Annotated in this window: 20 protein-coding genes and 2 tRNA genes; 7 read left to right on the top strand and 15 right to left on the bottom strand. The window is 70.4% G+C overall.

Going from position 1 to position 26,130, the window contains the following annotated elements; genetic code table 11:
* Window positions 1–238: 238 nt before the first annotated feature.
* Together ACFYZB_RS31340 and ACFYZB_RS31335 are read right to left on the bottom strand one after the other, a co-directional pair.
* Window positions 239–1,138, bottom strand: coding sequence for a rhomboid family intramembrane serine protease (locus ACFYZB_RS31340; protein WP_388764301.1), 900 nt, complete (start codon window positions 1,136–1,138; stop codon window positions 239–241).
* A 161-nt stretch (window positions 1,139–1,299) separates the two neighbouring features.
* On the bottom strand, window positions 1,300–1,830 hold the full coding sequence (locus ACFYZB_RS31335; protein ID WP_388764299.1) for a peptidylprolyl isomerase: 531 nt from the start codon (window positions 1,828–1,830) through the stop codon (window positions 1,300–1,302).
* 282 nt (window positions 1,831–2,112) lie between these two features.
* Between ACFYZB_RS31335 and ACFYZB_RS31330 the strand changes: the two genes are divergently transcribed.
* Window positions 2,113–2,835 (top strand): DUF5324 family protein, encoded by a 723-nt coding sequence (locus tag ACFYZB_RS31330; protein ID WP_388764297.1) that lies wholly within the window; start codon window positions 2,113–2,115, stop codon window positions 2,833–2,835.
* A gap of 299 nt (window positions 2,836–3,134) precedes the next feature.
* Here the strand turns inward: ACFYZB_RS31330 and ACFYZB_RS31325 are convergent.
* Window positions 3,135–3,207, bottom strand: a tRNA-Ala gene (locus tag ACFYZB_RS31325).
* A gap of 185 nt (window positions 3,208–3,392) precedes the next feature.
* On the opposite strand from ACFYZB_RS31325, the gene ACFYZB_RS31320 reads away from it, so the two are divergent.
* Entirely contained in the window at window positions 3,393–3,941 is a 549-nt protein-coding gene (locus ACFYZB_RS31320; protein ID WP_351217327.1) for a DNA-binding protein, read from the top strand.
* 224 nt (window positions 3,942–4,165) lie between these two features.
* Complete coding sequence (locus tag ACFYZB_RS31315) at window positions 4,166–5,653, top strand: protein kinase (RefSeq protein WP_388764295.1); 1,488 nt, start codon at window positions 4,166–4,168, stop codon at window positions 5,651–5,653.
* On the opposite strand, the gene ACFYZB_RS31310 is transcribed toward ACFYZB_RS31315, so the two are convergent.
* Window positions 5,617–7,014 (bottom strand): hypothetical protein, encoded by a 1,398-nt coding sequence (locus ACFYZB_RS31310; RefSeq protein ID WP_388764320.1) that lies wholly within the window; start codon window positions 7,012–7,014, stop codon window positions 5,617–5,619. The genes ACFYZB_RS31315 and ACFYZB_RS31310 overlap by 37 nt on opposite strands.
* Window positions 7,015–7,292: 278 nt before the next feature.
* On the bottom strand, window positions 7,293–7,421 hold the full coding sequence (locus ACFYZB_RS31305) for a DLW-39 family protein (protein WP_003999697.1): 129 nt from the start codon (window positions 7,419–7,421) through the stop codon (window positions 7,293–7,295).
* 348 nt (window positions 7,422–7,769) lie between these two features.
* Here ACFYZB_RS31305 and ACFYZB_RS31300 point away from each other — a divergent pair, with 348 nt between their 5' ends.
* Both ACFYZB_RS31300 and ACFYZB_RS31295 read left to right on the top strand, forming a co-directional pair.
* Window positions 7,770–8,126, top strand: coding sequence for a DUF6344 domain-containing protein (locus ACFYZB_RS31300; protein WP_351217333.1), 357 nt, complete (start codon window positions 7,770–7,772; stop codon window positions 8,124–8,126).
* 187 nt (window positions 8,127–8,313) lie between these two features.
* A complete protein-coding gene (locus ACFYZB_RS31295) occupies window positions 8,314–9,105 on the top strand; it encodes a glycosyltransferase family 2 protein (RefSeq protein WP_388764293.1) in 792 nt (263 codons plus the stop codon).
* A 27-nt stretch (window positions 9,106–9,132) separates the two neighbouring features.
* Here the strand turns inward: ACFYZB_RS31295 and ACFYZB_RS31290 are convergent, their stop codons facing one another.
* Together ACFYZB_RS31290 and ACFYZB_RS31285 are read right to left on the bottom strand one after the other, a co-directional pair.
* The gene (locus ACFYZB_RS31290; protein WP_351217337.1) at window positions 9,133–9,321 is read right to left on the bottom strand and encodes a ferredoxin; all 189 of its coding nucleotides are present in this window, start codon (window positions 9,319–9,321) and stop codon (window positions 9,133–9,135) included.
* A gap of 124 nt (window positions 9,322–9,445) precedes the next feature.
* A complete protein-coding gene (locus ACFYZB_RS31285; RefSeq protein WP_388764292.1) occupies window positions 9,446–9,925 on the bottom strand; it encodes a hypothetical protein in 480 nt (159 codons plus the stop codon).
* Between the two features lie 631 nt (window positions 9,926–10,556).
* On the opposite strand from ACFYZB_RS31285, the gene ACFYZB_RS31280 reads away from it, so the two are divergent.
* Entirely contained in the window at window positions 10,557–14,633 is a 4,077-nt protein-coding gene (locus ACFYZB_RS31280; protein WP_388764290.1) for an AAA family ATPase, read from the top strand.
* A gap of 295 nt (window positions 14,634–14,928) precedes the next feature.
* Window positions 14,929–15,579 carry a GAP family protein gene (locus ACFYZB_RS31275; RefSeq protein WP_388764289.1) on the top strand — a complete coding sequence of 217 codons (651 nt, stop codon included), beginning with the start codon at window positions 14,929–14,931 and terminating at the stop codon, window positions 15,577–15,579.
* A 102-nt stretch (window positions 15,580–15,681) separates the two neighbouring features.
* Here ACFYZB_RS31275 and ACFYZB_RS31270 read toward each other — a convergent pair.
* The 8 genes from ACFYZB_RS31270 to dnaN form a co-directional block, all read right to left on the bottom strand.
* Window positions 15,682–15,758, bottom strand: a tRNA-Ile gene (locus ACFYZB_RS31270).
* Window positions 15,759–15,870: 112 nt separating this feature from the next.
* Window positions 15,871–16,605 (bottom strand): DUF3566 domain-containing protein, encoded by a 735-nt coding sequence (locus tag ACFYZB_RS31265; protein ID WP_388764287.1) that lies wholly within the window; start codon window positions 16,603–16,605, stop codon window positions 15,871–15,873.
* 16 nt (window positions 16,606–16,621) lie between these two features.
* Window positions 16,622–19,216, bottom strand: coding sequence for a DNA gyrase subunit A (gyrA, locus tag ACFYZB_RS31260; RefSeq protein WP_388764286.1), 2,595 nt, complete (start codon window positions 19,214–19,216; stop codon window positions 16,622–16,624).
* Between the two features lie 42 nt (window positions 19,217–19,258).
* Window positions 19,259–21,358 carry a DNA topoisomerase (ATP-hydrolyzing) subunit B gene (gene gyrB, locus ACFYZB_RS31255; RefSeq protein ID WP_351217347.1) on the bottom strand — a complete coding sequence of 700 codons (2,100 nt, stop codon included), beginning with the start codon at window positions 21,356–21,358 and terminating at the stop codon, window positions 19,259–19,261.
* Window positions 21,359–21,732: 374 nt separating this feature from the next.
* Window positions 21,733–22,281, bottom strand: coding sequence for a DciA family protein (locus ACFYZB_RS31250; RefSeq protein WP_351217349.1), 549 nt, complete (start codon window positions 22,279–22,281; stop codon window positions 21,733–21,735).
* Window positions 22,278–23,399 carry a DNA replication/repair protein RecF gene (gene recF, locus ACFYZB_RS31245; RefSeq protein ID WP_388764284.1) on the bottom strand — a complete coding sequence of 374 codons (1,122 nt, stop codon included), beginning with the start codon at window positions 23,397–23,399 and terminating at the stop codon, window positions 22,278–22,280. Before recF ends, ACFYZB_RS31250 begins: the two co-directional genes overlap by 4 nt.
* A gap of 92 nt (window positions 23,400–23,491) precedes the next feature.
* Window positions 23,492–24,367 carry a phosphogluconate dehydrogenase (NAD(+)-dependent, decarboxylating) gene (gnd, locus tag ACFYZB_RS31240; RefSeq protein ID WP_351217353.1) on the bottom strand — a complete coding sequence of 292 codons (876 nt, stop codon included), beginning with the start codon at window positions 24,365–24,367 and terminating at the stop codon, window positions 23,492–23,494.
* Window positions 24,368–24,587: 220 nt separating this feature from the next.
* Window positions 24,588–25,718, bottom strand: a complete 1,131-nt coding sequence (dnaN, locus tag ACFYZB_RS31235; RefSeq protein ID WP_351217355.1) for a DNA polymerase III subunit beta — start codon at window positions 25,716–25,718, stop codon at window positions 24,588–24,590.
* Window positions 25,719–26,130 lie beyond the last annotated feature (412 nt).

Here is a 26,130-nt window from a genome sequence, read left to right as displayed (position 1 = left end):
GAGTTATCCACAGGCCAGGGACGCTGTCCACAACTGTCCACAGTCTCCCTGGGGAAAAGAAACTACGATCTGTGGATAACCCACCGGGCATTGACGCCGGTGTGACTGGCCTACCGGCCCCCACACATCTGTTCGCCCCCTGTCCGACCTGCGGAAACGCAGAAGAGCGACAGGGGGCACAGCTGTGCCCGTACACCATGCACAAGATCCGACACGCCCTGTGGACAACGGTTCGGTATCAGGTGAGCTGAGCGGTCCTGACCAGCGTGAGCACCACTACGACGGCGAGTATGACGGCACAGGCGCCGTACTGGACCAGCGTCCGCTTCTCGCGCGGGGCGTGGATCATCGCGTAGCCGACGGCGACGCCGGCGACGAGGCCGCCGATGTGCGCCTGCCAGGCGATGTGGAAGCCCGGCATGAAGGTGATGATCAGGTTGATCACCAGCAGGGCGATGAGGGGGCGCAGGTCGTAGTTGAGCCGGCGCATCAGCACGCCGGTCGCGCCGAAGAGACCGAAGATCGCTCCCGAGGCGCCGAGGGAAGGCTGGAGCGGGTCGGCGAGCAGGTAGGTGAGGGCGCTGCCGGCCAGGCCCGAGACGAAGTACAGCGTGAGGTAGCGGGCGCGGCCGAGCGCCGCTTCCAGGGGGCCGCCGATCCACCACAGGCTGAGCATGTTGAACAGGATGTGGGTGTAGCTGGTGGGTGAGTGCAGGAACATGGCGGTCAGCAGGCGGTAGTACTGCCCCCCGGCGATGCCCTCGACCGGGCCGAACTGGGAGAACTGGACTCGGCCGACCAGTTCGAAGTGGTCGGTGAAGCTGTAGCCCACGGCCAGCTGCACCAGGTACACGGCGAGGTTGATGCCGATCAGTACCTTGGTGAGCAGCCGCGGGTCGGCCGTGACCGGGCCGCCGGCGACCGTGCGGGGCCGGGACGCCGTAGGTGCGTGTCCGGTGCCGCTGCCGCCGCGCACGCATTCGGGGCACTGGAAGCCGACCGAGGCGCTGACCATGCACTCGGGGCAGATGGGGCGCTCGCAGCGGGTGCAGCGCACACCGGTCTCACGGTCCGGGTGCCGGTAGCACACGGGCACGCGGTGGGCGGCGTTCTGCGTGCTGCCTTCGGCGTGGTCCATCGGTTCCCCTTGTTACTCGTGGGACTGCCCCCCGGCAATGCCCCGCCCCGCTCATCCTTGGTACGGACGAGCGGGGCGTTTGGTTCCCGGCGGGACGTTCCGGTGTGTCGCTGTGAGGCGTTCCGGTGTTTTCCTGCGGGGTGGTCCGGGGAGCGGTGGGCTCAGCCCTCGCGCTTCTCGACGACGACCGACTCGATGACGACGTCGTTGACCGGGCGGTCGTTGCGGCCGGTGGGAACGGCGGCGATGGCGTCGACCACCTTCTGGCTGGCCGGGTCGGTGACCTCGCCGAAGATGGTGTGCTTGCGGTTCAGCCACGTCGTCGGGGCGACGGTGATGAAGAACTGCGAGCCGTTGGTGCCCGGGCCGGCGTTGGCCATGGCCAGCAGGTACGGCTTGTTGAAGGACAGGTCCGGGTGGAACTCGTCCCCGAACTTGTAGCCGGGGCCGCCGATGCCGCTGCCCAGCGGGTCGCCGCCCTGGATCATGAAGCCGCTGATGACACGGTGGAAGATCGTGCCGTTGTAGAGCGGGTTCTTGCTCTTCTCGCCCGTGCCGGGGTGGGTCCACTCGCGCTCGCCCTGCGCCAGCTCGACGAAGTTCTTGACCGTGTCCGGCGCGTGGTTCGGGAAAAGCTGGACCACGATGTCGCCGTGGTTGGTCTTCAGGGTGGCGTAAAGCTGCTCGGCCACGATCTGCCTTCCGTTGTCTTCCTGTGACTCCCCGATCCTCGCATGGTCGGGCTCGTACGTCGCCCGGCAGCCACGAGTTCCGCCCGGAAGGCAGCGCTCGGCGGCGATTCGTGGCAGTGTCGACGGCAGGATCCGGTTGCCCGGTATTCACCCGGAATCGCGCCGAAGAGAGTAATGGGCACCCATATGCCCGCCCTCGCATGCCGCGCGGACCGTTGGCAGGCATGATCCGTAAAAGGGTGGAAAGTCGAAATACCGTACGCCACCGAGGAGGAGGAACCCGTGACCCGCATCGACAGCGTGCGCGCCGCGACCAGCTCGGCGAAGGACAGCGTGCTGCACGCCGCGGAAGTGGTGGCGCCCTACGCCGACACGGCCAAGGAGCGTGCCGCGCTCTACGCGCAGGAGGCACGCGTACGGCTGGCGCCCGTGGTGTCGCAGGCCGCCGAACAGGCCCGCGTGCAGTACGACGCCCGGCTCGCCCCGCGTCTGGAGCAGGCTCGTGCGCATGTGCCGCCGAAGGTGGACCTGGCGGCGCAGGAGACCGCCGTCCGTGCCCGTAAGGCTGCCCGGCAGGCCGCCGAATACTCGCGTCAGGCCGCCGAGTACTCGCGTCCGAGGATCGAGCAGGCCGTGGCCGCGACCGCTCCGGTCCGGGAGGAGGCCGCCGCGCGCGGTGCTGCCGCCCTGGCCGCTTTGCGTGGTCAGGTCTCGGCGGAGGACATCCAGAAGCTGGCCCGTCGGAACAAGCGTCGGTGCAGGGCCGGCCGGGCCGCGAAGACGCTGGCGCTGCTGACCGTGCTGGCCGGTGGTGCCTTCGCGGCCTGGAAGTGGTGGGACAAGCAGGCCAACCCCGACTGGCTGGTCGAGCCGCCGGCCGCGACGGAGGTACCGGAGTCGGGCGGCCGGCTCAGCTCGGTGGACGGCAGCGACGCGTCGGCCCTGGATCCCGAGGTCCAGGCGAAGCAGGCGGAGGAGGACGCCGCAGATCAGGACGACCAGTAGCAGGCCGTCCGGAGCACCGGACACGGTCACGTACCGCCGGTCGTCATATGGGCCGTGGGCAGGGCGAGTTGACGCTCGCTGCCCGCGGCCCGTTTCACGTGAAACCGCCGTCCGCTCGTCGGCGAAGCCCCGTGGCCCGAACCGGTGTCCTCGACGACAGCCGACCGGGGCCATCACACGTCGGGCGACAGGTCCACTTCGCCGCGTCACCGCACCCGGACTATGAACACCGGCAGCTTCCTGCGCATGAAAATCGCCTCCCGAATCTGCGTTTCCGCAGGTCGGGAGGCGTTTGGGGGTGGAGCCTAGGGGAGTCGAACCCCTGACATCCGCCATGCAAAGACGGCGCTCTACCAACTGAGCTAAGGCCCCGGGAAGCAGCATCCTGCCGGAAAAGTCGCGTTCCGGTGGGCGCCGCAGACCAGAGTACCGGGTCACCCCCGGTATCCCGCAAAAAGATTGGGGGTCCCCGCGAATGACCACGCTCCGTAAGATGCTCGACGTGGTTCGCTACAGCGAACCGCGCGGTTTTTAGGGGAAAGCGATGGGGAGACGCAATGGACGCCGCACAGCAGGAAGCCACCGCCAGAGCGCGGGAGCTGCAGCGGAACTGGTACGGGGAGCCGTTGGGGGCGCTCTTCCGTAAGCTCATCGACGATCTCGGGCTCAACCAGGCCCGTCTCGCGGCGGTCCTGGGGCTGTCCGCTCCGATGCTCTCGCAGCTGATGAGCGGCCAGCGCGCGAAGATCGGCAATCCTGCTGTGGTGCAGCGGGTGCAGCTGCTGCAGGAGCTGGCGGCGCAGGTCGCGGACGGCAGTGTGAGCGCCGCCGAGGCGACCGAGCGCATGGACGAGATCAAGAAGTCTCAGGGGGGCTCTGTGCTCAACAACACCACCCAGACCACGAGCGGTTCGGGGGCGCCGACGGTCAAGCGGGTGGTCCGCGAGATCCAGTCGTTGCTGCGCTCGGTGGCCGCCGCGGGCGACATCATCGACGCCGCGGACAGCCTCGCGCCGAGCCATCCCGAGCTGGCGGAGTTCCTCCGCGTCTACGGCGCCGGCCGGACGTCCGACGCCGTCGCGCACTACCAGTCCCACCAGAACTAGGACCACGGCCCGGTCAGCGGAGGGGGGTCCGGGGCCGGGCCGGGGCCGAGTCCGGTGAGGGGGCGAGGGGGCGCGGGATGCCGGTCCTCGGGGGTGGACCGGTCCCGGAGCGTGGGCGGGGTGGAGTCGCTCGTCGCGGGAGAGTCGGTATGAACCGGGGGAGCGGGGAAACGAGGGGGCAGGGGGGACCGGCGCGGGTTCCGGGGGAGGAGCGATGGGCTGCCATGGGTGAGGTGTTCGCCGGCCGGTACGAGCTGGCCGACCCGATCGGACGCGGGGGCGTGGGCGCGGTATGGCGTGCCTGGGACCATCGCCGACGGCGCTATGTGGCGGCCAAGGTGCTCCAGCAGCGTGACGCCCACTCGCTGCTGCGTTTCGTGCGGGAGCAGGCCCTGCGGATCGACCACCCCCATGTCCTCGCCCCGGCCAGCTGGGCGGCCGACGACGACAAGGTGCTCTTCACCATGGACCTGGTGGCCGGCGGCTCCCTGGTCCACCTCGTCGGCGACTACGGCCCGCTGCCTCCGGCGTTCGTGTGCACCCTGCTCGACCAGCTCCTGTCCGGTCTCGCCGCCGTGCATGCCGAGGACGTCATCCACCGGGACATCAAGCCCGCCAACGTCCTCCTCGAGGCGACCGGGACCGGGCGGCCACGGCTGCGGCTGTCCGACTTCGGCATCGCCATGCGGCTCGGCGAGCCCCGCCTGACGGAGACCAACCTCGTGGTCGGCACGCCCGGCTACCTCGCCCCCGAGCAGATGCTCGGTTCCGAACCCGACTTTCCCGCCGACCTGTTCGCCGTGGGCCTGGTCGCGCTGTATCTGCTCGAAGGCGCCAAGCCCGACGCCAAGGCGCTCGTGCAGTACTTCTTGGAGAACGGGACGCCCGGACCGCCCAAGGGCATCCCGGAACCGCTGTGGCAGGTCGTGGCCACCCTCCTCCAGCCCGACCCGGCCGCGCGTTTCCGCACCGCCACGGGTGCGCGCAAGGCGCTCGCGTCGGCGGCGGAACTCCTCCCGGAGCCCGAACCCGATGACGAGCTGATCGAGATATTCGACCAACTCGGCCCGCTTCCATCTGGGTTCGGCCCCGACGGCCCCCTCAAGAAGGCCTCCGGAGTCGCTCTGGAACCGGCCGGGGACACGGATGCCGACGCGGGCACCGGTTCGCTCTCGGACACCGGCAGTTTCCGTCTGCCGCCGCCCCAGGACCCCTCGGCCTCCGCCCCTGCCGACGAGCAGGACCGGTACGGCACACCGCGGGTACCCCAGGCCGTGGACCCCTCCCCGTACCCCCCGCCCGTCCAGCAGCTCCCCACCCCCTCCCATCCTTCCCGCCCCTCTCGACTCCCCCTCCACGAGCCGTACACCGGCTCCCAGAGCGACAGCCCGCACACTCCCCAAGTTCCGCGCACTCCCCAGGCCCTGCACACTCCCCGAACTCCGCACACCCCCTGGAGCTCCGTGCCCTCCCCCGGCACGATGGCGGGGCATCGTGCCGATGCCTCTACTGCTTCGTACACCGCTCAGGACGCGCAGGTTCCCCTTCCCGCTCGGCCGATCGCGCCCGTGCCCGGGCACGGGCGCGGGCGCGGTGGGCGCCGGGCCAGGCGGAATCGGCGGCCCGGGCCACCGGCCCAGGTCGCGATCCCGATCCTGCTGCTGGCACTGGCCTGCTATGCCGTGGGCTTCTGGGCGTTGACCCGCGTCTGAACTCCCTGAACCCCCTGAGCCCGCTGGGTCCGCCGCGCGGTCACCGTCCAGCCGGCGAGCACCAGCAGCAGCACCGTGCCCAGGCCGATCCCGCCGATCGCGACCAGCCTCATCAGGGGGTCGTCCCCGCCGGCGGAGGTCCCGGTGAGCGCGGCGTCCCGGTCCTGCTCCGTGACCGTGAACACCTCCCCCGGCACGGGTCGCCCGGCGTACTCCGGTCCGGCGTGCGCCCGCCCGGCCACCCGGACCCTCAGGGTCACCCGGAAGGGCCCCCGCCCGAACGGGCCGGCCATCTGCTCGCTGAGATGCAGCACCAGGTAGTAGTCGCCGGCGAAGCGGACGGAGGTCACCCCGGCCGGAACGGCGTAGCGGTTGGCGTACTCCACCGGCGGGAGCGGGTCGAGCACGGCGGGCTTCGGCGTGCCGGTGTAGCCGAGGGCGGTGTCCTCGACGTAGCCGCGGACGGGGTTGTAGAGGGAGAGGTTCAGGGCACCGCCGACATAGCCGTGACCGGCTGCGCCGCCCAGGTCGGCGGAGGCGTGGAGCTGTCGGCCCCAGTCGACCGGCACCTTGTAGAACCGCGTCTCGCCGGGTACGAGGGACGTCTGCCAGACCCCTTGGCCCAGCGGGCTCGCGGAGGCGAACCCGGCGCCGCCGGGCCGGTCGCGGGGCTCGCCGGTGAGCGGCTCGGGGGTGGCGGAGTCCCAGGCCTGCGGGGCGGAGGTGGCCCCGGCCCGCGCAGTACGCGGTTCGGTGACGGGCGCGATCTCCAGGTCCCAGCGCGGTGCCGGGGCGGCCGTACCGGAGCCCTGGTCGTCGAGGCGTCGGACGACCACGTAGTACGTCCCCCGGCCCTGGCACAGTGCCTTGCCGGTCTCCCGCTGCCCCAGCGCGGTGACCGGGCGCGGGCTGAGCCCGGCGCCGAAGCGGGCGCCCGCGAAGGAGCAGGGCGTTCCGGTGGCGTCCTGGACCGACACGCTGATGCCGTCGGTGGCGGAGACGGTGGCGTTCGCCGGGGGTACGGCGGTGACGGGGACGTAGGCCGTGTCGCCGGCCTCGAGTTCGAGGCGGTAGTAGAGCGTGCCGTTCCTCGGGAGGGTGCTGCGGTAGGTGCGGCCCGCGTCCAGCCGTGGGGCCGTCGCGGCCTCGGTCGCGCCCGCGACGGTTCGGGCGCCGGGCGCGAAGGTGTACGGCTGCGGCGACCCGTTCTCGGCGGTCGCGTTCCCGTACGCGGCCGCCGTACCGCCCGGCAGGACGAGCAGCGCGCACAGCCCGGTCAGCAGGGCCGTCCGCAGGGCGCCGGTGACCGCTCGGCGCCTGTGGCGCCGCCACCACGCCGTGTGCCGCCCTCGCTCCCGCACGTGCCGCCCTCCCCAGTCGTACACGTGCCGCCCTCCCCAGTCGTACACGTGCCGCCCTCCCCAGTCGTGCCGGACCGGGCTCCATCCTGCCCCGTACGGCCGTGCGCCATCCGGGCAACGCGGACGGCCGTCCGAAACGCCCGGCAACGCCCGGTGGGGAGTGGCCCGCGTGTACAGCACCCCGCGAGCCCCCGCAACACACGGACGGGACCGCGGGCAACACAAAGCCCCGACCGCGAAGGGCGGTCGGGGCCTGTTTCAGATTCTGGTATCGGCACTCACGAACCCGTGGGCACGGAGTCAGTCGCCTCCGTCCACAGATCCTGCTCGGCGCGATCCGCCTGGATCTGGCGGTACACGAGGAGCCCGCCGATGGCGGCCAGTGCGACCAGGAGCAGCTTCTTCACCGCGCGACCTCGTCTTTCCTTGACGTAGGGGACCTCTGGCGCCCGACTATACACACCGACCGATATCGATCGGTGATCTGCGTCGGGCCCCAACTCCCGCCTCCGGCAGCGCAATAGGCCAGGTCGGACGCCATTCCGATCGGAGGGTGATCACACCTCCACGGACGGTTACTTTGCTCCCCCTTCGCTCACCCTCACCAGGTTTTGGGGTTTTCCGGCCCTCTTGCGGCCATCCGGGTGGTGTTCATCGGAACATCGACGCGCCACGGGCGTCGGTCCACCACTTCGCGAGCCGCATACACATCATGAACAAAGTACGCAAATCGCCCAACCCGAAAGTGAGGGGCCATGACCCAGAACAAGGTCATGAACCTGTGGACCGCCATCGTCACCGCCTTCCTCGCGCTGTGCACCGCGCTCGGACTCGTCACCACCACGACCGCCACGACCGCGGCGGCCGCACCCAGGAACGAGGGCCCGAGCACCGGCACAGCGCACCGGACCATCCCGACGGTCCCGACGATCCCGGCGCCACGTCACTGGTCACGATCCCATGCCAGTGCCCTGCCCCCCACGATGAAGCAGCGCATCCGGGCCGAGGCCCACGGAAAGTCCCCCAGTTGCCGGCACCGCCCCCTCACCGAAACCCAGACGGACGGCGCGACCACCCCCGAAGGACCCTCGACGGCCAGGCTCGACTGCTGAGCCCCGTCCCCACGCAGTACCGCAACGTCTCGACAACACGGCGACTTGCGTACGCAACAGTCGACACGGAAGACCCCCGGCCGGGTACGGCCGGGGGTCTCGCGCTTTCTCACCTGGAACCATGACCGGCGGACCGATCACGCGTCCAACGATCCCGGAACATGCGTCCAACGATCCCGGAAAGGTGGTGAGCGCTGCCGTGACCCGGCTCGTCACCGTTGTCACCGCTGTCCACGGCCCGTCCGCACGCTTCCTGCCCGACGCCTACGCGTCCCTGTGCGAGCAGCGGCTTCCCGGCGACTGGCAGTGGGAGTGGGTGATCCAGCAGGACGGTACGACGGACGAGGTCCGCCCGTACGTCCCGGACGACACCCGCGTGAAGTTCGGCCAGGGCCGGCCGGGCGGGCCCGGAGTCGCCCGCACCATCGCGCTGGCCCGCGCCGGGGGCGCGTATGTGAAGGTCCTGGACGCCGACGACCTGCTCACGCCGGGCGCGCTGGCCCGCGACGTGGCCGCGCTGGAGGAGCACCGCAGCGTGGGCTGGACGACATCCCGGGCCCTCGACCTGCTGCCGGACGGCTCGACGGTGGGCTTCCCGGGCGATCCGGACGACGGCCCGCTCGAACGCGGTGTCGTGCTCGATCACTGGAAGCGGAACGACTTCCGCGCACCGGTCCATCCGGCGACCCTGTGCGTCCGGCGCGAGCTGCTCATCGCGCTCGGCGGCTGGATGGCCCTGCCCGCGTCCGAGGACACGGGCCTGCTGCTGGCGCTGGACGCGGTGAGCCGCGGCTGGTTCTCGGCGGAGGCCGGCCTGCTGTACCGCAAGTGGGAGGGCCAGGTCACGGGCCAGGCGTCCCATGTCGACCCCGTCGAGCGCACGGCCCGGATGGCGATCGCCGAGGCCCGCGCCCGCGCCTTGGCAGACTTCAGGTGGTCCTATCCCGCCGGGCCCGCCGGCACGTCGCCCACCACATGAGCCACTCCATGCGTGCGCGCCGCCTGCCTACTCGGTGAGCACGATCGCCTGCGAGGGGCACTTCTCGGCCGCCTCCTGGACCTGCGGGTCGTCGGCGGTCCCCTCCCGGCCGGGCCGTACGACGCCGTAGCCGTCCTCGAACGCGAACACGGCCGGCGCCCGGTGCGCACACTCGGCAGAGCCGTAGCACAGGGAGCGGTCGACGGAGACCTTCATGCGTCCTCCAGTCCTGGACGGTGGCTTCCTGGACGTCACTGCCCGGCGAACCGCCCGCCGAACCAGCCCTGTTCGCGCCACCGCCCGCCGAACCGATCCCATTCCCGCCATCGCCCTGCTCGCGCTACCGCCCCCCACCCGCGGCCGAGAGCCAGTGGGCCACCCGACGGACCGTGGGCTCGTCGAGCAGGTCGGCCATCGTCCGCACCGCCTCGCCGTCCTCGGCGCTCAGGTCGTACAGGCCTGCCTTGCTCAGGCCGGCCATGAGCACCTGGTGCCGGCGGTCCGTCATGCGTTCCGCGAGCTTGGCCGGTTCGCCGGCGCCGGGCGCGGGCCGGTCGGCCGAGGTGGCCGGGGCGGGAGCGGAGGCCCTGCCGGCCGGGGCGTCGAAGAGGTGCCAGGCGCCGTCCTTGGGCCCCCACAAGGCGACCGTCACCTCCTCTCCGCGCGCCCGCACGGTCTGGGTCATGTCGCCGACGGCGTACAGCACGGGAGCCCGCTCGGGGGACTCGGCGCCCACCGTCCAGGAGTCCTGTGCGGGCTGGTGGAACATCGCGACCCAGCGCGGAAGACCGGGCGGTCGCGGGCACGGGGGACGTTGCATGACACTCACCCCTTCGGGAACGGGACGCTCACCTTCGGGAACAGTCGCCGACGGGAGACCATATCTGACACCCCGTCAGATATCCAGGCCGCCTGGAACAGGCTCGCGCCCCCGTCGGCCATACCGCCCTGCGCTGCGCCCGCCGGTCCAGTCGCTCACCGTGCCCGCCACCGACCCCGGACGCCTGCCGCGCCCGCAACGCCGCCGCCACCGCGGCACTGGCACACCATGTGAGCGGTGTTTCACGTGAAACGTCACCGGATCCACCCATTGCCCCGGCCCGTCCGGCACCGGTCCCTCCCCTCGTGGGGACCGGTGCCGGACGGTGCGAGGTGTCGACCTGTGCCGCGTCGGCTCGGCACGGTCGAAAAAGGGAGCCGATTCAGAGGGCTGACCTTCGATCGAAGTTGGCCGAGATCCTTCGATGCTCAGGGCTGTCTGTCCGAGCACGGGGCCGTGGCCTGTTCGGACGGTGTGTGACGGGTCCGCTACCGGGTCCGGATCCTGCCATCTGTTGCCCACGGCGAGGAGACCGTGGCCTCCGGTCCGCTGCTTATCCGCAGGTCAGCCGTATAGGGTGGGTTTTCCGGTCCGGACATCCAGATGCGGGGGGGAAGTAAGGGGTGGGACCTTGAGTTCCGACTCAGGGGCACGCACAGCTTTCGCCGAGCGCCTTGCGCTGCTGTACAAGGAGGCTGGAAACCCTCCCCTCAAGAGCGTCGCCGAGGCGGTCGTACGGCTACAGCGGGTCGACGAGCGCGGGCGGCCCGTACGGGTATCCGCGCAGCGGATCAGCGACTGGCGCCGGGCCAGGAACGTGCCGGCCCAGTTCACCGCCCTCGCGGCGGTGCTGCACATCCTGATCCCGGAGGCACGGCGGCTGCGGCCCGCTCCGGTCTCCACGGGCCTGTACGACCTCGCACACTGGCAACGGCTGTGGGAACGCGCGCTGGCCGACCCGGTGGGCGACCGGCCCCCGCCGCCCGCCGAGGAGAGCCGGCAATCTCCCGCCCAGACCCCGCCCGTCACCGGGGGCGTCTGCCCCTACCGGGGGCTCGCCCCCTACCGGCAGGAGGACGCCCGGTGGTTCTTCGGCCGCGAACGGAGCACGAGCGCGCTCATCACCCAGCTCCGCGCCGCCGAGCAGACCGGCGGCCTGGTGATGCTGGTCGGCGCCTCGGGAGCGGGGAAGTCCTCCCTGCTGAACGCCGGCCTCGTCCCCGCCGTACGTGGCGGCGCGCTGCGTGACGGGCCCGGCACCGGCAGACCGCACACGAGCGCCGCACCTCAGGCTCCCGAGGAAGCCGCCGCCGACTGCGTCCTGCACCTCGTCCCCGGTGCCGACCCCCTCGGCGAGCTGGTTCGCCGCATCCCGGATCTCAGCACTGTCGCCGCCGCCGCGCGCCGGGCCGAACAGGAGGCCACGGAGGATCCGGCGGTTCCCGGCTCCGACTCCCCCGGAGTGGCCCGAGCGGCCCGCGAGGCCGTGTCGGCGTGGGCCCGCCGCGAGACGGCCGACCGGTGCCGCCCGGTCGTCGTCGTGGACCAGTTCGAGGAAGCCTTCACCCTCTGCTCCGACGAAGCGGACCGGCGTACGTTCATCCAGCTCCTGCACGCCGCCTGCACCCCGCCCGCCGGCTCCGGCGAGCCCGCCCCGGTGCTCGTCGTCCTCGGCATCCGCGCCGACTTCTACGAGCAGTGCCTCGGCTACCCCGAACTGGCCGACGCCCTCCAGCACCGGCACATGGTGCTCGGTCCGCTGACCAGCACCGAACTGCGGGACGCGGTGACCGGTCCGGCCAAGGCGGTGGGTCTGGAGCTGGAACCGGGGCTCGCCGAGCTGATCGTCCGCGAGGTCAGCGCCGACGGACCGCGCGGGGCACACGACGCGGGTGTGCTCCCGCTGCTCTCGCACGCCCTGCTCGCCACCTGGCAGCGCCGCAAGGCCGGACGGCTGACACTGGCCGGCTATCGCGCGGCGGGCGGGATCCAGGGGGCGGTCGCGGCGACCGCCGAGCGCGCCTGGTCGGGGCTGGATCCCGCGGCCCGTACGGCAGCCCGGCTGCTCCTGCTGCGCCTGGTCCGGCTGGGCGAGGACACCCAGGCCACACGGCGGCGCGGCACCCGGCGACAGCTCGCGGAGGAGTCGGCGGACCCCGGCAAGACGGAGGAGTCCCTGGAGGCCCTCGTACGGGCCCGGCTGGTGACACTGGACGCGGACACCGTGGAGATCACCCATGAGGCGCTGCTGCACGCCTGGCCCCGGCTGCGGCACTGGATCGACGACGACCGGGGCGACCAGCTGCTGCGCCAACGGCTGGAGGAAGACGGCCGGGCCTGGGAGGACTCGGACCGGGACAGCTCGCTGCTCTACCGGGGCTCCCGGCTGGAGCAGGCGCGCACCTGGGCACGGTCGGCCGGGGACACGTATCTGACCCGCAGCGCGGTGGAGTTCCTGGCCGCCGCGGTACGGCTGCGCAAGCGCACGGTGTGGCTCAGCCGGGCCGCGGTGTCGGCGCTGGTCGTGCTGGCCCTGGTCGCGGGCGGCTCGGCGGTGATCGCCTGGCAGCAGCGGGACGACGCCGTCTTTGAGCAGGTGCTCGCCGAGGCCGACCGGGTCCAGCGCACGGATCCGTCCCTGGCCGCCCAGCTCGACCTGGTCGCCCACCATCTGCGCCCGGACGACGAGGGCACGGACAGCCGACTGCTCTCGATCGTGAACACGCCGCTGGCCACCCCCCTGTCCGGCCACACCGGTGCCGTCTACCTCACGTCCTTCAGCCCCGACGGCAGAACACTGGCCACCGCCAGCTACGACCGGACCGTGCGGCTGTGGAACGTGGCCGACCCACGCCGGCCCAAGCCGCTCGGCACACCTCTCACGGGCCACACCAGCTGGGTGAGCAGCGCCGTCTTCAGCCCGGACGGACACACCCTCGCCAGCGCCGGCGACGACGGGACGATCCGGCTGTGGGACGTCACCGACCCCGCCCACCCGAAGCCGCTCGGCACGCCGCTCGCCGGCCACCGGGGCACGATCTACCTGATCGCCTTCAGCCCCGACGGACGCACCCTGGCCTCGGCCGGCGAGGATCACACGGTACGTCTGTGGAACGTGGCCGACCCGCGCCGCCCGAGTGCCCTCGGCGCCCTGCGCGGGCACAGCGCCGCGGTGCGCGGCCTCGCGTTCAGCCCCGACGGGCGCACCCTCGCGGCGGGCGGTGACGACGACACGATCCTGCTGTGGAACACGGCCGACCCGCGCCGTCCGAAGCCGTACCGCACCGCGCTGAAGGGCCACACGGACCTCGTGCACTCGGTGGCGTTCAGCCCGGACGGGCACACCCTCGCCTCCGGCAGCGCGGACGACACGATCCGGCTGTGGAACGTCACCGACCCCGCCCACCCGTCCGCGCTCGGCTCACCGCTGGCCGGGCACACCGGTCCGATCTGGTCGGTGGCGTTCAGCCCGGACGGCAGCAGGCTCGCCGCCGCGAGCGCGGACAGCACGGCGAGCCTGTGGAACGTCAGCGACCCCTCGTCCCCGTCGCAGGTCGGGGAGCCGCTCGCGGGCAGCAGCGGGGAGATGTACGCCCTGGGGTTCAGCCCCGACGGGCGGACCCTGGCCACCGGCAGCGGCGACAGCAAGGTGCGTCTGTGGTCGCTGCCCACCTCGGACATCGTCGGCCGCACCGGCGCGTTCCGGCCGGACGGACGGGTGCTGGGCACGGCGGCGCGGGACGGCAGGCTCCGGCTGTGGAACGTGACGCGGCCCGACCGGCCGGTGCTGCTGAGCAAGCCGTTCATGCGCGGGGACGCCGGCCATCGTTCGCTGCGGTTCTCCCCCGACGGCCGCGTCCTCGCCGTCCTCACCTACGACCATGCGGTGTACCTGTGGAACGTCAGCGATCCTGCGCACCCGGTCGTCGCCGGATCGCCCATCGCCCTGCGGACGCGTTTCGCGGGGCCGGCCACGCTCGCCTTCAGCCCGGACGGCCGCACCCTCGCCACCGCCTACGACGACACCACCGTCCAGCTGTGGGACATCACCGACCCCGGGCACCCCACCGCGCTCGGCAAGCCGCTGGCGGGCCACCGGGGCTACGTCAACGCGATCACCTTCAGCCCCGACGGGCGGACCCTCGCCTCCGGCAGCGCGGACAGCACGGTCCGCCTCTGGAACGTCGCGGACCCGGCCCGACCGACCGCGCTCGGCCGGCTCACGGACCACTCGGGACCTGTCAACGCGATCGCGTTCAGCCCGGACGGGCATGTTCTGGCCAGCGGCAGCGACGACGACACGGTCCGGCTGTGGAACGTCACCGACCCCGCCTCGGCGACCGCGCTGGGCGCGCCGCTCACCGGCCACACCGAGGCGGTCAAGCTGCTGACGTTCAGCCCGGACGGGCATGTTCTGGCCAGCGGCGGCAACGACGACACGGTCCGGCTGTGGAACGTCACCGACCCCGCCTCGGCGACGCCCATCGGCCAGTCGATGAGCCCCAACGCCAGGTCCGGCACCTTCCTGTGGTTCAGCCGGAGCAACGTCCTCGGACTCTCCAGCGGCACGGACACGGTCCGCCTGTGGAGCCTGGACCCCACCGCGGCGATCGATCACATCTGCTCGGTCACCCGCGGCGTACTGACCCCGCAGAAGTGGCACGAGTACCTGCCCCGCCTCTCCTACGACCCTCCGTGCGGTCACTGATCGGCCAACCTGACTTATTCCCGACCGACTTGCCCCCACAAGGCGCCCAGGCTTGTTACCCTTGGCCACAGCCCGATCGCTGGTGCATCCCCCGTCGCCAGCGGTCGGGCCTTTTCATGCCCGCCACGCGATGACACCCCGCACAACTCGCTGACAGAGGTGGACTCACAGCGCTGGATCTGAGGGGCGGGATATCGGCTCATCCGGATCCGAAAGTGACATTTACGAGGTATGGGAGGAATTGATGCGAGTGTAGAGGGGATGCGTGAAGCGTCGCCTCAAGGAAGGTGGCCAAGTGGGAATCGTGATCGGTGAGGTGACACCGCTCGCACTCGCCATCGCGCTGTCACCGTTTGCCGTGGTTCCGGCGATTCTGCTTCTGTTCACCCAGAGGGCCAGGGTGACCGTCGCCGCCTTCCTGGCCGGCTGGTCGGCCGGAATCGTGGCCGTCGCATCCGTGCTCACCGCGTTCGCCGCCGGCATCGAGAGGCGCGAGGAGACCCCTGCCTGGGCCTCCTGGACCAAGGTCGGACTCGGCGTGGTCCTGCTTGGGGTTGCCGTACTGCAGTGGCGTTCCGGGAAGAAGGGAACCCCGGCCTGGATGCAGACCTTGACCGACGCCACCCCATCCAAGGCCCTGCGGCTGGGCCTGCTCCTGTCCGCTGCCAATCCGAAGATCTTCCTGTTGTCCGCGGCGGCCGGGCTGACCATTGGTGCCGCGCAGCTCGGCCCTGGTAGCAGCGTCGCCGCCTTGGCGATCTTCACTGCGGTGGCCGCCTCCACAGCCGCACTCCCGCTGCTGTTGCACCTCGTCACCGGGAACCGCATTCTGACCCCGCTGGGTCGGGCGCGAACATGGCTGGAGACCCACAACGCGACGATCACCGCCGTTGTCCTGGCCGTGATCGGCACCCTCCTGGTCATTGAGGGCTCCGCCGGCCTCTGACCCGTCCATCCCGAGGTCGCCCAGGCGAAGATCGACTCATCGGTTGACGTCAGCCGTAGATGTCAAAGACCCCCAGTCGTAATCGACTGGGGGTCTTTTCGCTGGTGGGGCTAACAGGATTTGAACCTGTGGCCTCATCCTTATCAGGGATGCGCTCTAACCAACTGAGCTATAGCCCCGCCGCGCACTGCGGTGTGTGTCCCGCGCGCTGACTCCTGAAGATTAGCGCACGACCACGTCAGTCCCAAAATCGGTTGTCGGGGGACCGTCACCCACGCGCTGGACGGCGGTTCACTCGTCCTCCGCCAGGGTCAGCTCGATGCCGCCCACGAAGCCCGCGGAGAGGTTGTAGATGAACGCACCCAGTGTCGCGAGCGCCGTGGCCAGGACCACGTCGATGACCGCGATGATCGTCGTGAACGTCAGCACGTGGGGGAGCGACAGGAACGCCTGGAGGTCGAAACCGTTCGCCTCGTTCGAGCCGGTCGCCTCCGAGATCGTGCCGCCGACCGTCGAGAACACGCCCATTGCGTCCAGGACCATCCACAGCACAGCCGAGGCGACGATCGTGCAGATGCCGAGCGCGATGGACAGCAGGAAGCTGACCTTCATCACCGACCACGGGTCGGCCTTGGCCACCCGCAGCCGCGCCTTACGGGTGCGCGGCGCCGTACGAGCGCCCGTACGCGGCCGCCGTACCGCGCCGGCCGGGGTCTGCGCCGGATAGGCCTGCGGCGGGTGGTACGGCCCGGAGGGCTGCTCCGGGCGCCGCTCCCCGGGGAGGGGAGACGACGACTGCGCCTCGCCGGCCGCGGCCGGACCTCGGGTGTCCGTCACAGTTCCCCCCTGGGATCCAGACGTGCCGGCGGAGTCCTTCGCGGACGCCTGCACCGGCTTCAGGTTGGTCGTGTGCGGGTCGCTCGCACTTCCCGCGCCCGCCCCGTGAGCGGCGGAGCCACGGCCGCCGCCGTCCGTTTCCGTACCCGTGGGGGTACCGGCCGATCCGGCGCCCGTGGCTCCGCTCACGATGACTCTCCTCGTGCTACTCGGCCGAGGGCGCCTCACCCTCGTCCGTGCCGATGGCCTGGTCGCCCTCGACGGCGTCGACGACCTCCTCGCCGTCGACCTCCTCCGCCTCGCGCCCCGCCTCGGCGTTACGTGCGATACCGACCACGGCATCGCGCTTACCCAGGTTGATCAGCTGGACGCCCATGGTGTCACGGCCCGTCTCCCTGACTTCGTTGACTCGCGTGCGAATCACACCGCCGGAGAGGGTGATCGCGAGGATCTCATCGGTCTCCTCGACGACCAGCGCCCCGACGAGCGAACCACGGTCCTCCACAATCTTGGCGGCCTTGATACCGAGGCCGCCGCGACCCTGGACGCGGTACTCGTCGACAACGGTCCGCTTCGCGTACCCGCCGTCGGTGGCAGTGAACACGAACGTACCGGGTCGAACAACATTCATCGACAGAAGTTCATCGCCTTCACGGAAACTCATGCCCTTCACGCCAGAGGTGGCGCGGCCCATCGGGCGCAGGGACTCGTCGGAGGCGGTGAACCGGATCGACTGTGCCTTCTTGCTGATCAGAAGCAGATCGTCGTCGGCCGAGACCAGCTCGGCGCCGATCAGCTCGTCGTCGCTTCCGTCCTCACGCTCGCGCAGGTTGATCGCGATCACGCCGCCGGAGCGGGGCGAATCGTAATCCTTCAGAGGCGTCTTCTTGACCAGACCGGACTTGGTGGCCAGCACCAGGTACGGCGCCGCCTCGTAGTCACGGATCGCCAGGATCTCCGCGATCGCCTCGTCCGGCTGGAACGCGAGCAGGTTCGCCACGTGCTGCCCGCGCGCGTCCCGGCCGGCCTCGGGCAGCTCGTACGCCTTCGCCCGGTACACCCGGCCCTTGTTCGTGAAGAACAGCAGCCAGTGGTGCGTGGTGGAGACGAAGAAGTGGTCGACGATGTCGTCTTCCTTCAGCTTCGTGCCGCGCACGCCCTTGCCGCCGCGCTTCTGCGCCCGGTAGTCGTCCGTCTTGGTCCGCTTGACGTAGCCGCCACGCGTGACCGTGACGACGATGTCCTCCTCGGCGATCAGGTCCTCGATGGACATGTCGCCCTCGTACGGGATCAGCTTGGTCGCACGGTCGTCGCCGTACTTCTCGACGATCGCGGCCAGCTCCTCGCTGACGATCCCGCGCTGGCGGACCGGGGAGGCGAGGATCTCGTTGTACTCGTTGATCTTCGCCTGGAGTTCGTCGTGCTCCTGGACGATCTTCTGCCGCTCCAGGGCCGCCAGGCGCCGCAGCTGCATCTCGAGGATCGCGTTGGCCTGGATCTCGTCGATCTCCAGCAGGTCCATCAGGCCGCTGCGCGCGATCTCGACGGTCTCACTGCGCCGGATCAGGGCGATGACCTCGTCGATCGCGTCCAGGGCCTTCAGCAGACCGCGCAGGATGTGCGCCCGCTCCTCGGCCTTGCGCAGCCGGAAGCGCGTACGGCGGACGATGACCTCGATCTGGTGCGTCACCCAGTGCCGGATGAACGCGTCCAGGGACAGGGTCCGCGGCACGCCGTCGACCAGCGCCAGCATGTTGGCGCCGAAGTTGGTCTGCAGGTCGGTGTGCTTGTACAGGTTGTTCAGCACGACCTTGGCGACCGCGTCCCGCTTCAGGACGATGACGAGCCGCTGGCCCGTGCGGGAGCTGGTCTCGTCGCGGACGTCCGCGATGCCGCCGATCTTGCCGTCCTTCACCAGGTCGGCGATCTTCTGCGCCAGGTTGTCCGGGTTCACCTGGTACGGCAGCTCGGTCACCACCAGGCACTGCCGGCCCTGGATCTCCTCGACCTCGACCACCGCGCGCATCGTGATGGAGCCGCGCCCGGTGCGGTACGCCTCCTCGATGCCCTTGCGGCCCACCACCAGGGCGCCGGTCGGGAAGTCCGGGCCCTTGATGCGCTCCATGAGCGCGTCCAGCAGCTCCTCGTGCGAGACCTCCGGGTTCTCCAGGTACCACTGGGCGCCGGCCGCGACCTCGCGCAGGTTGTGCGGCGGGATGTTGGTCGCCATGCCGACCGCGATGCCGGCCGAGCCGTTGATCAGCAGGTTCGGGAAGCGGGCCGGCAGGACGGTCGGCTCCTGGGAGCGGCCGTCGTAGTTGTCCGTGAAGTCGACGGTCTCCTCGTCGATGTCGCGGACCATCTCCATCGACAGCGGCGCCATCTTGCACTCGGTGTACCGCATGGCGGCCGCCGGGTCGTTGCCCGGGGAGCCGAAGTTGCCGTTGGAGTCCACCAGCGGCATCCGCATCGACCACGGCTGCGCGAGGCGCACCAGGGCGTCGTAGATCGAACTGTCGCCGTGCGGGTGGTAGTTGCCCATGACGTCACCGACGACACGGGCGCACTTGTAGAAGCCGCGGTCGGGGCGGTAGCCGCCGTCGTACATCGCGTACAGCACGCGCCGGTGGACGGGCTTGAGGCCGTCCCGGACGTCGGGCAGCGCACGGGACACGATGACGGACATCGCGTAGTCCAGGTACGAACGCTGCATCTCCGTCTCGAGCCCGACGGGCTCGACACGCATCGCGAGCTCGCCGCCCTCGGTCTCAGGGGTTTCCGGAGTGTTCTCGTCGGCCATTGCTGGTGAAGATCCTTCCTGGTGCGGTCAGCTGAGACCGACTCAGATGTCGAGGAAGCGGACGTCCTTGGCGTTGCGCTGGATGAACTGGCGCCGGGCCTCGACGTCCTCGCCCATCAGGACCGAGAACAGGTCGTCGGCCTGGGCGGCGTCGTCCAGGGTGACCTGGCCGAGGACCCGGTGCTCCTGGTCCATCGTGGTCACGCGCAGCTCCTCGGCGTTCATCTCGCCGAGGCCCTTGAAGCGCTGGATCGAGTCCTCGCGGACGCGCTTGCCACGCTGGCGGCCCATCTCGATCAGGGCGTCGCGCTCGCGGTCCGAGTAGGCGTACTCCACGTCGTCCCGGCCCCACTTGATCTTGTACAGCGGGGGGCGGGACAGGTACACGTGCCCGGCCTCGACCAGCGGCCGCATGAAGCGGAACAGGAAGGTCAGCAGCAGGGTGCTGATGTGCTGGCCGTCGACGTCGGCGTCCGCCATCAGGATGATCTTGTGATAGCGCAGCTTCTCGATGTCGAAGTCCTCGTGCACACCCGTGCCGAAGGCCGAGATCAGCGCCTGGATCTCCTGGTTCTGCAGGATCTTGTCGATCCTGGCCTTCTCCACGTTGAGGATCTTGCCGCGGATCGGGAGGATCGCCTGGTACTGCGGGTTCCGGCCGGACTTGGCCGAGCCGCCGGCGGAGTCACCCTCGACGATGAAGATCTCGCACTTGGTGGGGTCGTTCGACTGGCAGTCGGAGAGCTTGCCCGGCAGGGACGCCGACTCCAGCAGGCCCTTGCGGCGGGTCAGGTCGCGGGCCTTGCGGGCCGCCACGCGCGCGGTGGCCGCCTGGATGCCCTTGCGGATGATGTCCGCGGCCTCGACCGGGTTGCGGTCCAGCCAGTCGTTGAGGTGCTCGTAGACCGCCTTCTGCACGAAGGTCTTGGCCTCCGTGTTGCCGAGCTTGGTCTTCGTCTGGCCCTCGAACTGCGGCTCGCTCAGCTTGACCGAGATGATCGCGGTCAGACCCTCACGGATGTCGTCACCGGTGAGGTTGTCGTCCTTCTCGCGCAGCAGCTTCTTGTCGCGCGCGTACTTGTTGATCAGCGACGTCAGAGCGGCCCGGAAGCCCTCTTCGTGCGTGCCGCCCTCGTGGGTGTGGATGATGTTCGCGAAGGAGTACACGCCCTCGCTGTAGCCGCTGTTCCACTGCATCGCGACCTCGAGGGACAGGCTCTTGTCCTTGTCCTCCGCCTCCAGGTCGATGACGGTGGGGTGCACCGTCTCTCCCTTGCGGGAGTTGAGGTACTTCACGAAGTCGACGATGCCGCCCTCGTAGTAGTACGTAACGGTCTTGACCTCGGCCTTCTCGTCCGCGCCCGCCTCGTCCGCACCGCTGGTGGCCTTCGCCGACTCGCGCTCGTCGGTGAGTTTGATCGTCAAACCCTTGTTGAGGAACGCCATCTCCTGGAAACGCCGCGACAGCGTCTCGAAGGAGTACTCGGTGGTCTCGAAGATGTCGGGGTCGGCCCAGAAGGTGACCGAGGTGCCGGTCTCGTCCGTCGCCTCGTGCTTGTCGAGGGGGGCCGTCGGGACGCCGAGCTTGTAGTCCTGCGTCCAGCGGTGACCGTCGGTCCTGATCTCGACGGCGACCTTCGTGGACAGCGCGTTCACGACGGACACGCCCACACCGTGCAGACCGCCGGAGACGGCGTAACCGCCGCCGCCGAACTTGCCGCCCGCGTGCAGCACGGTCAGCACGACCTCGACGGCCGGCTTGCCCTCGGAGGGCACGATGCCCACCGGGATGCCACGACCGTTGTCGACGACCCGGACGCCGCCGTCGGCGAGGATCGTGACGTCGATCGTGTCCGCGTACCCGGCCAGCGCCTCGTCGACCGAGTTGTCGACGACCTCGTACACCAGGTGGTGCAGACCGCGCTCGCCCGTGGAACCGATGTACATGCCGGGCCGCTTGCGGACCGCGTCGAGCCCTTCGAGCACGGTGATGGCGCTGGCGTCGTAGGAGGCGGAGGCCGCGGCCTCGCTGCTGTTCACGGGGGCCTCGGCGGGCTCGCCGAGCACGCCGGCGTCGGTGGACGGGATGTTCTCGTTGGGGTTGCCGGAATCGGCCACGAAGCGCCCTTTCTGGCACAGCACGAGCCGGGCTCGTCGGCGGGTTGCCGGAGCGGCTGCGGCATGTTGCGGTGGTAAGCCTTGATCAGCGTTGCTCAGCTTTTCCCGGGCGGTCCCCACGATGGGGCGGGATTGTCTTCCAGTCTACCGGTAGCTCTGACATCGATGGGGGTTTGCCGGTACCTGAGTCCCCATGTGCCGCCCTGAACCGGCCTCGATCGGGTCCCGATATACGGATGGGGGCTCCAAGGGGCTCACAGCGGCACTCAGCGCTTCGAGCCGTCAACCCTTGGCTACCGGGGGGTCAGATGGCGGTCCGCCGGTGCCGCGGCGGCTCTCCACACCGGTGACACGGCCGCACGCCGGCGGCACGGTCCCACCTGCGGACGTGATGTACGTCACCCGTACGTATCGCCGGGTCCGGAGCTTCCCGGAGCCCGCAGCGGACCGTAGCGGCGGGCCGGGCCGCCGGGGTTGAGCACCTTGATCATCCGTACGGTGCCGTGCCCCAGATCCTCGTTGAGGCGGGCGACCAGCGCGGGCGCGAGGTGCCGCAGCTGGGTCGCCCAGGCCGTGGAGTCGCAGCTCACGACCAGCACGCGCTCGTCCTCGTCGTACCGCTGCGGCACACAGTGCTTGGCCAGGTCCTCGCCGACGATCTGCGGCCAGCGGCCCATCACACCGCCCACCGCCGCGGGGGTCTCCCAGCCGCGCTCGGTCAGCAGCCGGTTGATCGCGGCGCCCAGTGCCATCGGGTCGCGGCCGTCGGCGCGCGCGCCGGAACGCAGTCCACCACCGCGCCGGGCCTGCTTCTTCTGCCGCGCCGCGTCCCCACGCGCGCGTGCCTGTTCCTTCGCCGCGCGCAACGCCACGCGCGCGAGGTCGACGCCGGAAGGTTCGTTCCCGTTCTTCTCCGGGAGCCGGGGGGCGGGTTCGTCGGCGCTCATACGCGTTCCACCGTCCCGTCCGACACGGCGTACCGCGCCCCGGCCAGTACGTGCGGTACGTCGTCGTCCACGGCGGCGGTGACCAGCACCTGCTCGCCGGGGGCCACCAGCTCGGCCAGCCGCTCCCGGCGGCGCGTGTCCAGCTCGGCGAAGACGTCGTCCAGGACCAGCACCGGCTCGTTGCCCTCTGCCCGCAGCAGGTCGTAGGAGGCCAGGCGCAGGGCGAGCGCAAAGGACCAGGACTCGCCGTGGGAGGCGTACCCCTTGGCGGGCAGCTGACCGAGTTTGAGAATCAGATCGTCCCGATGGGGGCCTACGAGGGTGACGCCGCGCTCGATCTCCTGCTTGCGCGCCTCCGTCAGGGCCGCCATCAGCTGGGCGTGGAGATCCTCGCGCGCGTGGGCCTCGCCGGGCGCGGACGGCTTGTACTCCAGCGCCAGCGGACCGCCGCCGGGGGCCAGCTGCTCGTACGCCTTGTCGGCCAGCGGGTGCAGCGCGGCGATCAGGTCGAGGCGCTGGGCGAGCAACTCGGCGCCCGCGCGCGCGAGATGCTGGTCCCACACGTCCAGCGTGGACAGATCCATGGACCGCCCGCCGTGCCGGCGCGCCAGCGCGGCCGTCTTGAGCAGGGTGTTCCGCTGCTTGAGGACACGCTCGTAGTCCGAGCGCACCCCGGCCATACGCGGCGACCGGGCCGTGATCAGCTCGTCCAGGAACCGCCGCCGCTCCCCGGGATCCCCCTTGACCAGCGCGAGATCCTCGGGCGCGAACAGCACGGTCCGCACGATCCCCAGCACGTCCCTCGGCCTGACCTGCGAGGACCGGTTGATGCGGGCCCGGTTGGCCTTGCCCGGGTTCAGCTCCAGCTCGACCAGCTGCTGCCGCTCGCCCTGCCGGACCTGCGCCCGGATGACGGCCCGCTCGGCGCCCATCCGGACCAGGGGCGCGTCGGAGGCGACCCGGTGGCTGCCGAGGGTGGCGAGGTATCCGACCGCTTCCACCAGGTTGGTCTTGCCCTGCCCGTTGGGCCCGACGAAGGCGGTGACGCCCGGGTCGAGCGGAACCTCGGCCCGGGCGTACGAGCGGAAGTCGGCCAGCGAAAGATGCGTGACGTGCATGGTCGTTTCGCCGGCCTTCCCCGGAGTGCTGACGGACTGTGGATCACGGGGCTCGCGGCGCGGCCCTGTGGATCCCTGCGGGTCCTTGTGGATTACTTCTTCGCTACGGCGTGACCGCCGAACTGGTTGCGCAGCGCGGCGATCATCTTCATCTGCGGCGAGTCCTCCTGGCGGGAGGAGAACCGCGCGAACAGCGACGCGGTGATCGCCGGCAGCGGCACCGCGTTGTCGATCGCGGCCTCCACAGTCCAGCGTCCCTCACCGGAGTCCTGTGCATAACCGCGCAGGCCCTCCAGGTGCTCGTCGTCGTCCAGCGCGTTGACCGCGAGGTCGAGCAGCCAGGAACGGATGACGGTGCCCTCCTGCCAGGAGCGGAAGACCTCGCGGACGTTCTCCACGGAGTCGACCTTCTCCAGCAGCTCCCAGCCCTCGGCGTAGGCCTGCATCATCGCGTACTCGATGCCGTTGTGGACCATCTTCGCGAAGTGGCCCGCGCCGACCTTGCCGGCGTGCACCGCACCGAGGTCGCCCTGCGGCTTGAGCGCGTCGAAGACCGGCTGCACCTTGGCGACGTTCTCGGCGTCGCCGCCGTACATCAGCGCGTACCCGTTCTCCAGGCCCCAGACGCCACCGGAGACGCCGCAGTCGACGAAGCCTATGCCCTTGGCCGCCAGCTCCTCGGCGTGCTTCTCGTCGTCCGTCCAGCGGGAGTTGCCGCCGTCCACGACCACGTCACCGGGCTCCAGCAGCTCGGCCAGCTGGTCGATGGTCGACTGGGTGGGCTCGCCGGCCGGGACCATCACCCAGACCACGCGCGGACCGCTGAGCTTGCCCACAAGCTCTTCCAGGCTGTGGACATCCGCGAGGTCCGCGTTGCGGTCGTATCCGATGACGGTGTGGCCCGCGCGGCGGATCCGCTCGCGCATGTTGCCGCCCATCTTGCCGAGGCCGACGAGACCGAGCTCCATCAGTTGTGTTCCTTAGGTCGCTGTGTGGCGTGAGAGGCACCTTCGTGCCGAGCCGAGCCTAAACCCGGCCACTCCCGCACAGCTGTGGGCATACGCGCTCATGCGATAGGCCTCTGACCTGCTGCTTCTCGATGCTCCGGCACGCGAGTCCGCCCCGGCGGACACCGGAGCCGGGCACCCACAACAGGCACCCGGCACTGTGCACAGCTGTGGAAAACGCTCAGCCGCTGAGCCGGACCGGCATGATCAGGTACTTGTACGCGTCATCGGCCTCGGCATCCACCGCGGGCTTCCCGCTGAGCAGCGCAGGCTTCGTGGACGTCGTGAACGACAGCTGGGCCACCGGGGAGTCGATCGCGCTCAGACCGTCCAGCAGGAACGTCGGGTTGAAGGCGATGGAGATGTCGTCGCCGTCCAGCTGGGCGTCGACCCTTTCCACAGCCTGTGCGTCGTCGCTGGAACCGGCCTCCAGGATCAGCACGCCCTGCTCGAAGCTCAGCCGCACCGGGGTGTTCCGCTCGGCCACCAGCGCCACACGCTTGACGGCCTCCACGAACGGCGCGGTCTCGATCACGGCGACCGAGTTGAACTCGGTCGGGAACAGCGTGCGGTACTTCGGCAGGTCGCCCTCGAGCAGCCGCGTGGTCGTACGCCGCCCCGCGCCCTCGAAACCGATCAGACCCTCGCCCGCACCCGACCCGGACAGCGCCAGCGTCACGCTGTCACCGGCACCGAGCGCCTTGGCGGTGTCCAGGAGCGTCTTGGCCGGGACCAGGGCGACCGCGGAGGCCTCCGGGTTCTCCGGCTTCCACAGGAACTCGCGGACGGCGAAGCGGTAGCGGTCGGTGGAGGCCAGGGTGACCGTGTCGCCCTCGATCTCGATGCGCACACCGGTAAGGACGGGCAGCGTGTCGTCACGGCCGGCGGCGATGGCCACCTGGGACACGGCGGCCGCGAAGACCTCGCCGGGGACGGTGCCGGTGGCGTTCGGCATCTGCGGCAGCGCCGGGTACTCCTCCACAGGCAGGGTGTGCAGGGTGAACCGGGAGGACCCGCAGACCACGGTCGCCCGTACACCGTCTGTGGAAATCTCCACCGGTCGGTTGGGGAGAGCGCGGGAGATGTCGGCGAGGAGCCGGCCGGAGACGAGGACGGTGCCCTCCTCCTCGACCTCGGCTTCCACGGACACGCGCGCGGAGACCTCGTAGTCGAAGCTCGACAGGCTCAGCTGGCCGTCCTCGGCCTTGAGAAGGAGGCCGGCGAGGACAGGCGCCGGCGGACGGGCCGGGAGGCTGCGTGCCGCCCACGCCACTGCCTCCGCGAGTACGTCGCGTTCCACCCGGATCTTCACCGTAAGCCGCCTCCTGCTGTTGCTACTGAGTCCTCCGACTCGGTGTCACCGCCCACTGCGAAGGGAAGGACACCGGGGACCAGTCTGACGCACCGCACTGACAGTAGGTGCCCGTCGGGGTCAAGTCGCTCCGGGAGGCAGCCGGACGCGAGACAGCGAGTTGTGCACAGGCCCCGCTTCAAAACGATTGCCGAACTCTCTCTAGTCGGGAGTAGTAGTAGGGCCTGTGGATACCGTGGATAACCTCGTTTTCCCAGCTCAGAGCCAAGATTTTGTCCACTGGGCCTGTGGGTGGAGGCGGTGGACAACCGGGCGTATCTGTGGAGAACACAAAGTTCTGCACACCTCGCCCACAGCCCGAGGGCAGTTCTCCCCAGCTGCGTCCCCAGGTTTACCCACGTTTCCCACACCC

The organism is Streptomyces sp. NPDC001852, from assembly GCF_042891825.1.
Taxonomy (GTDB): domain Bacteria; phylum Actinomycetota; class Actinomycetes; order Streptomycetales; family Streptomycetaceae; genus Streptomyces.
The sequence above is the reverse complement of the archived record's forward strand: the minus strand, read 5'-3'. Positions and strand labels throughout refer to the sequence as shown.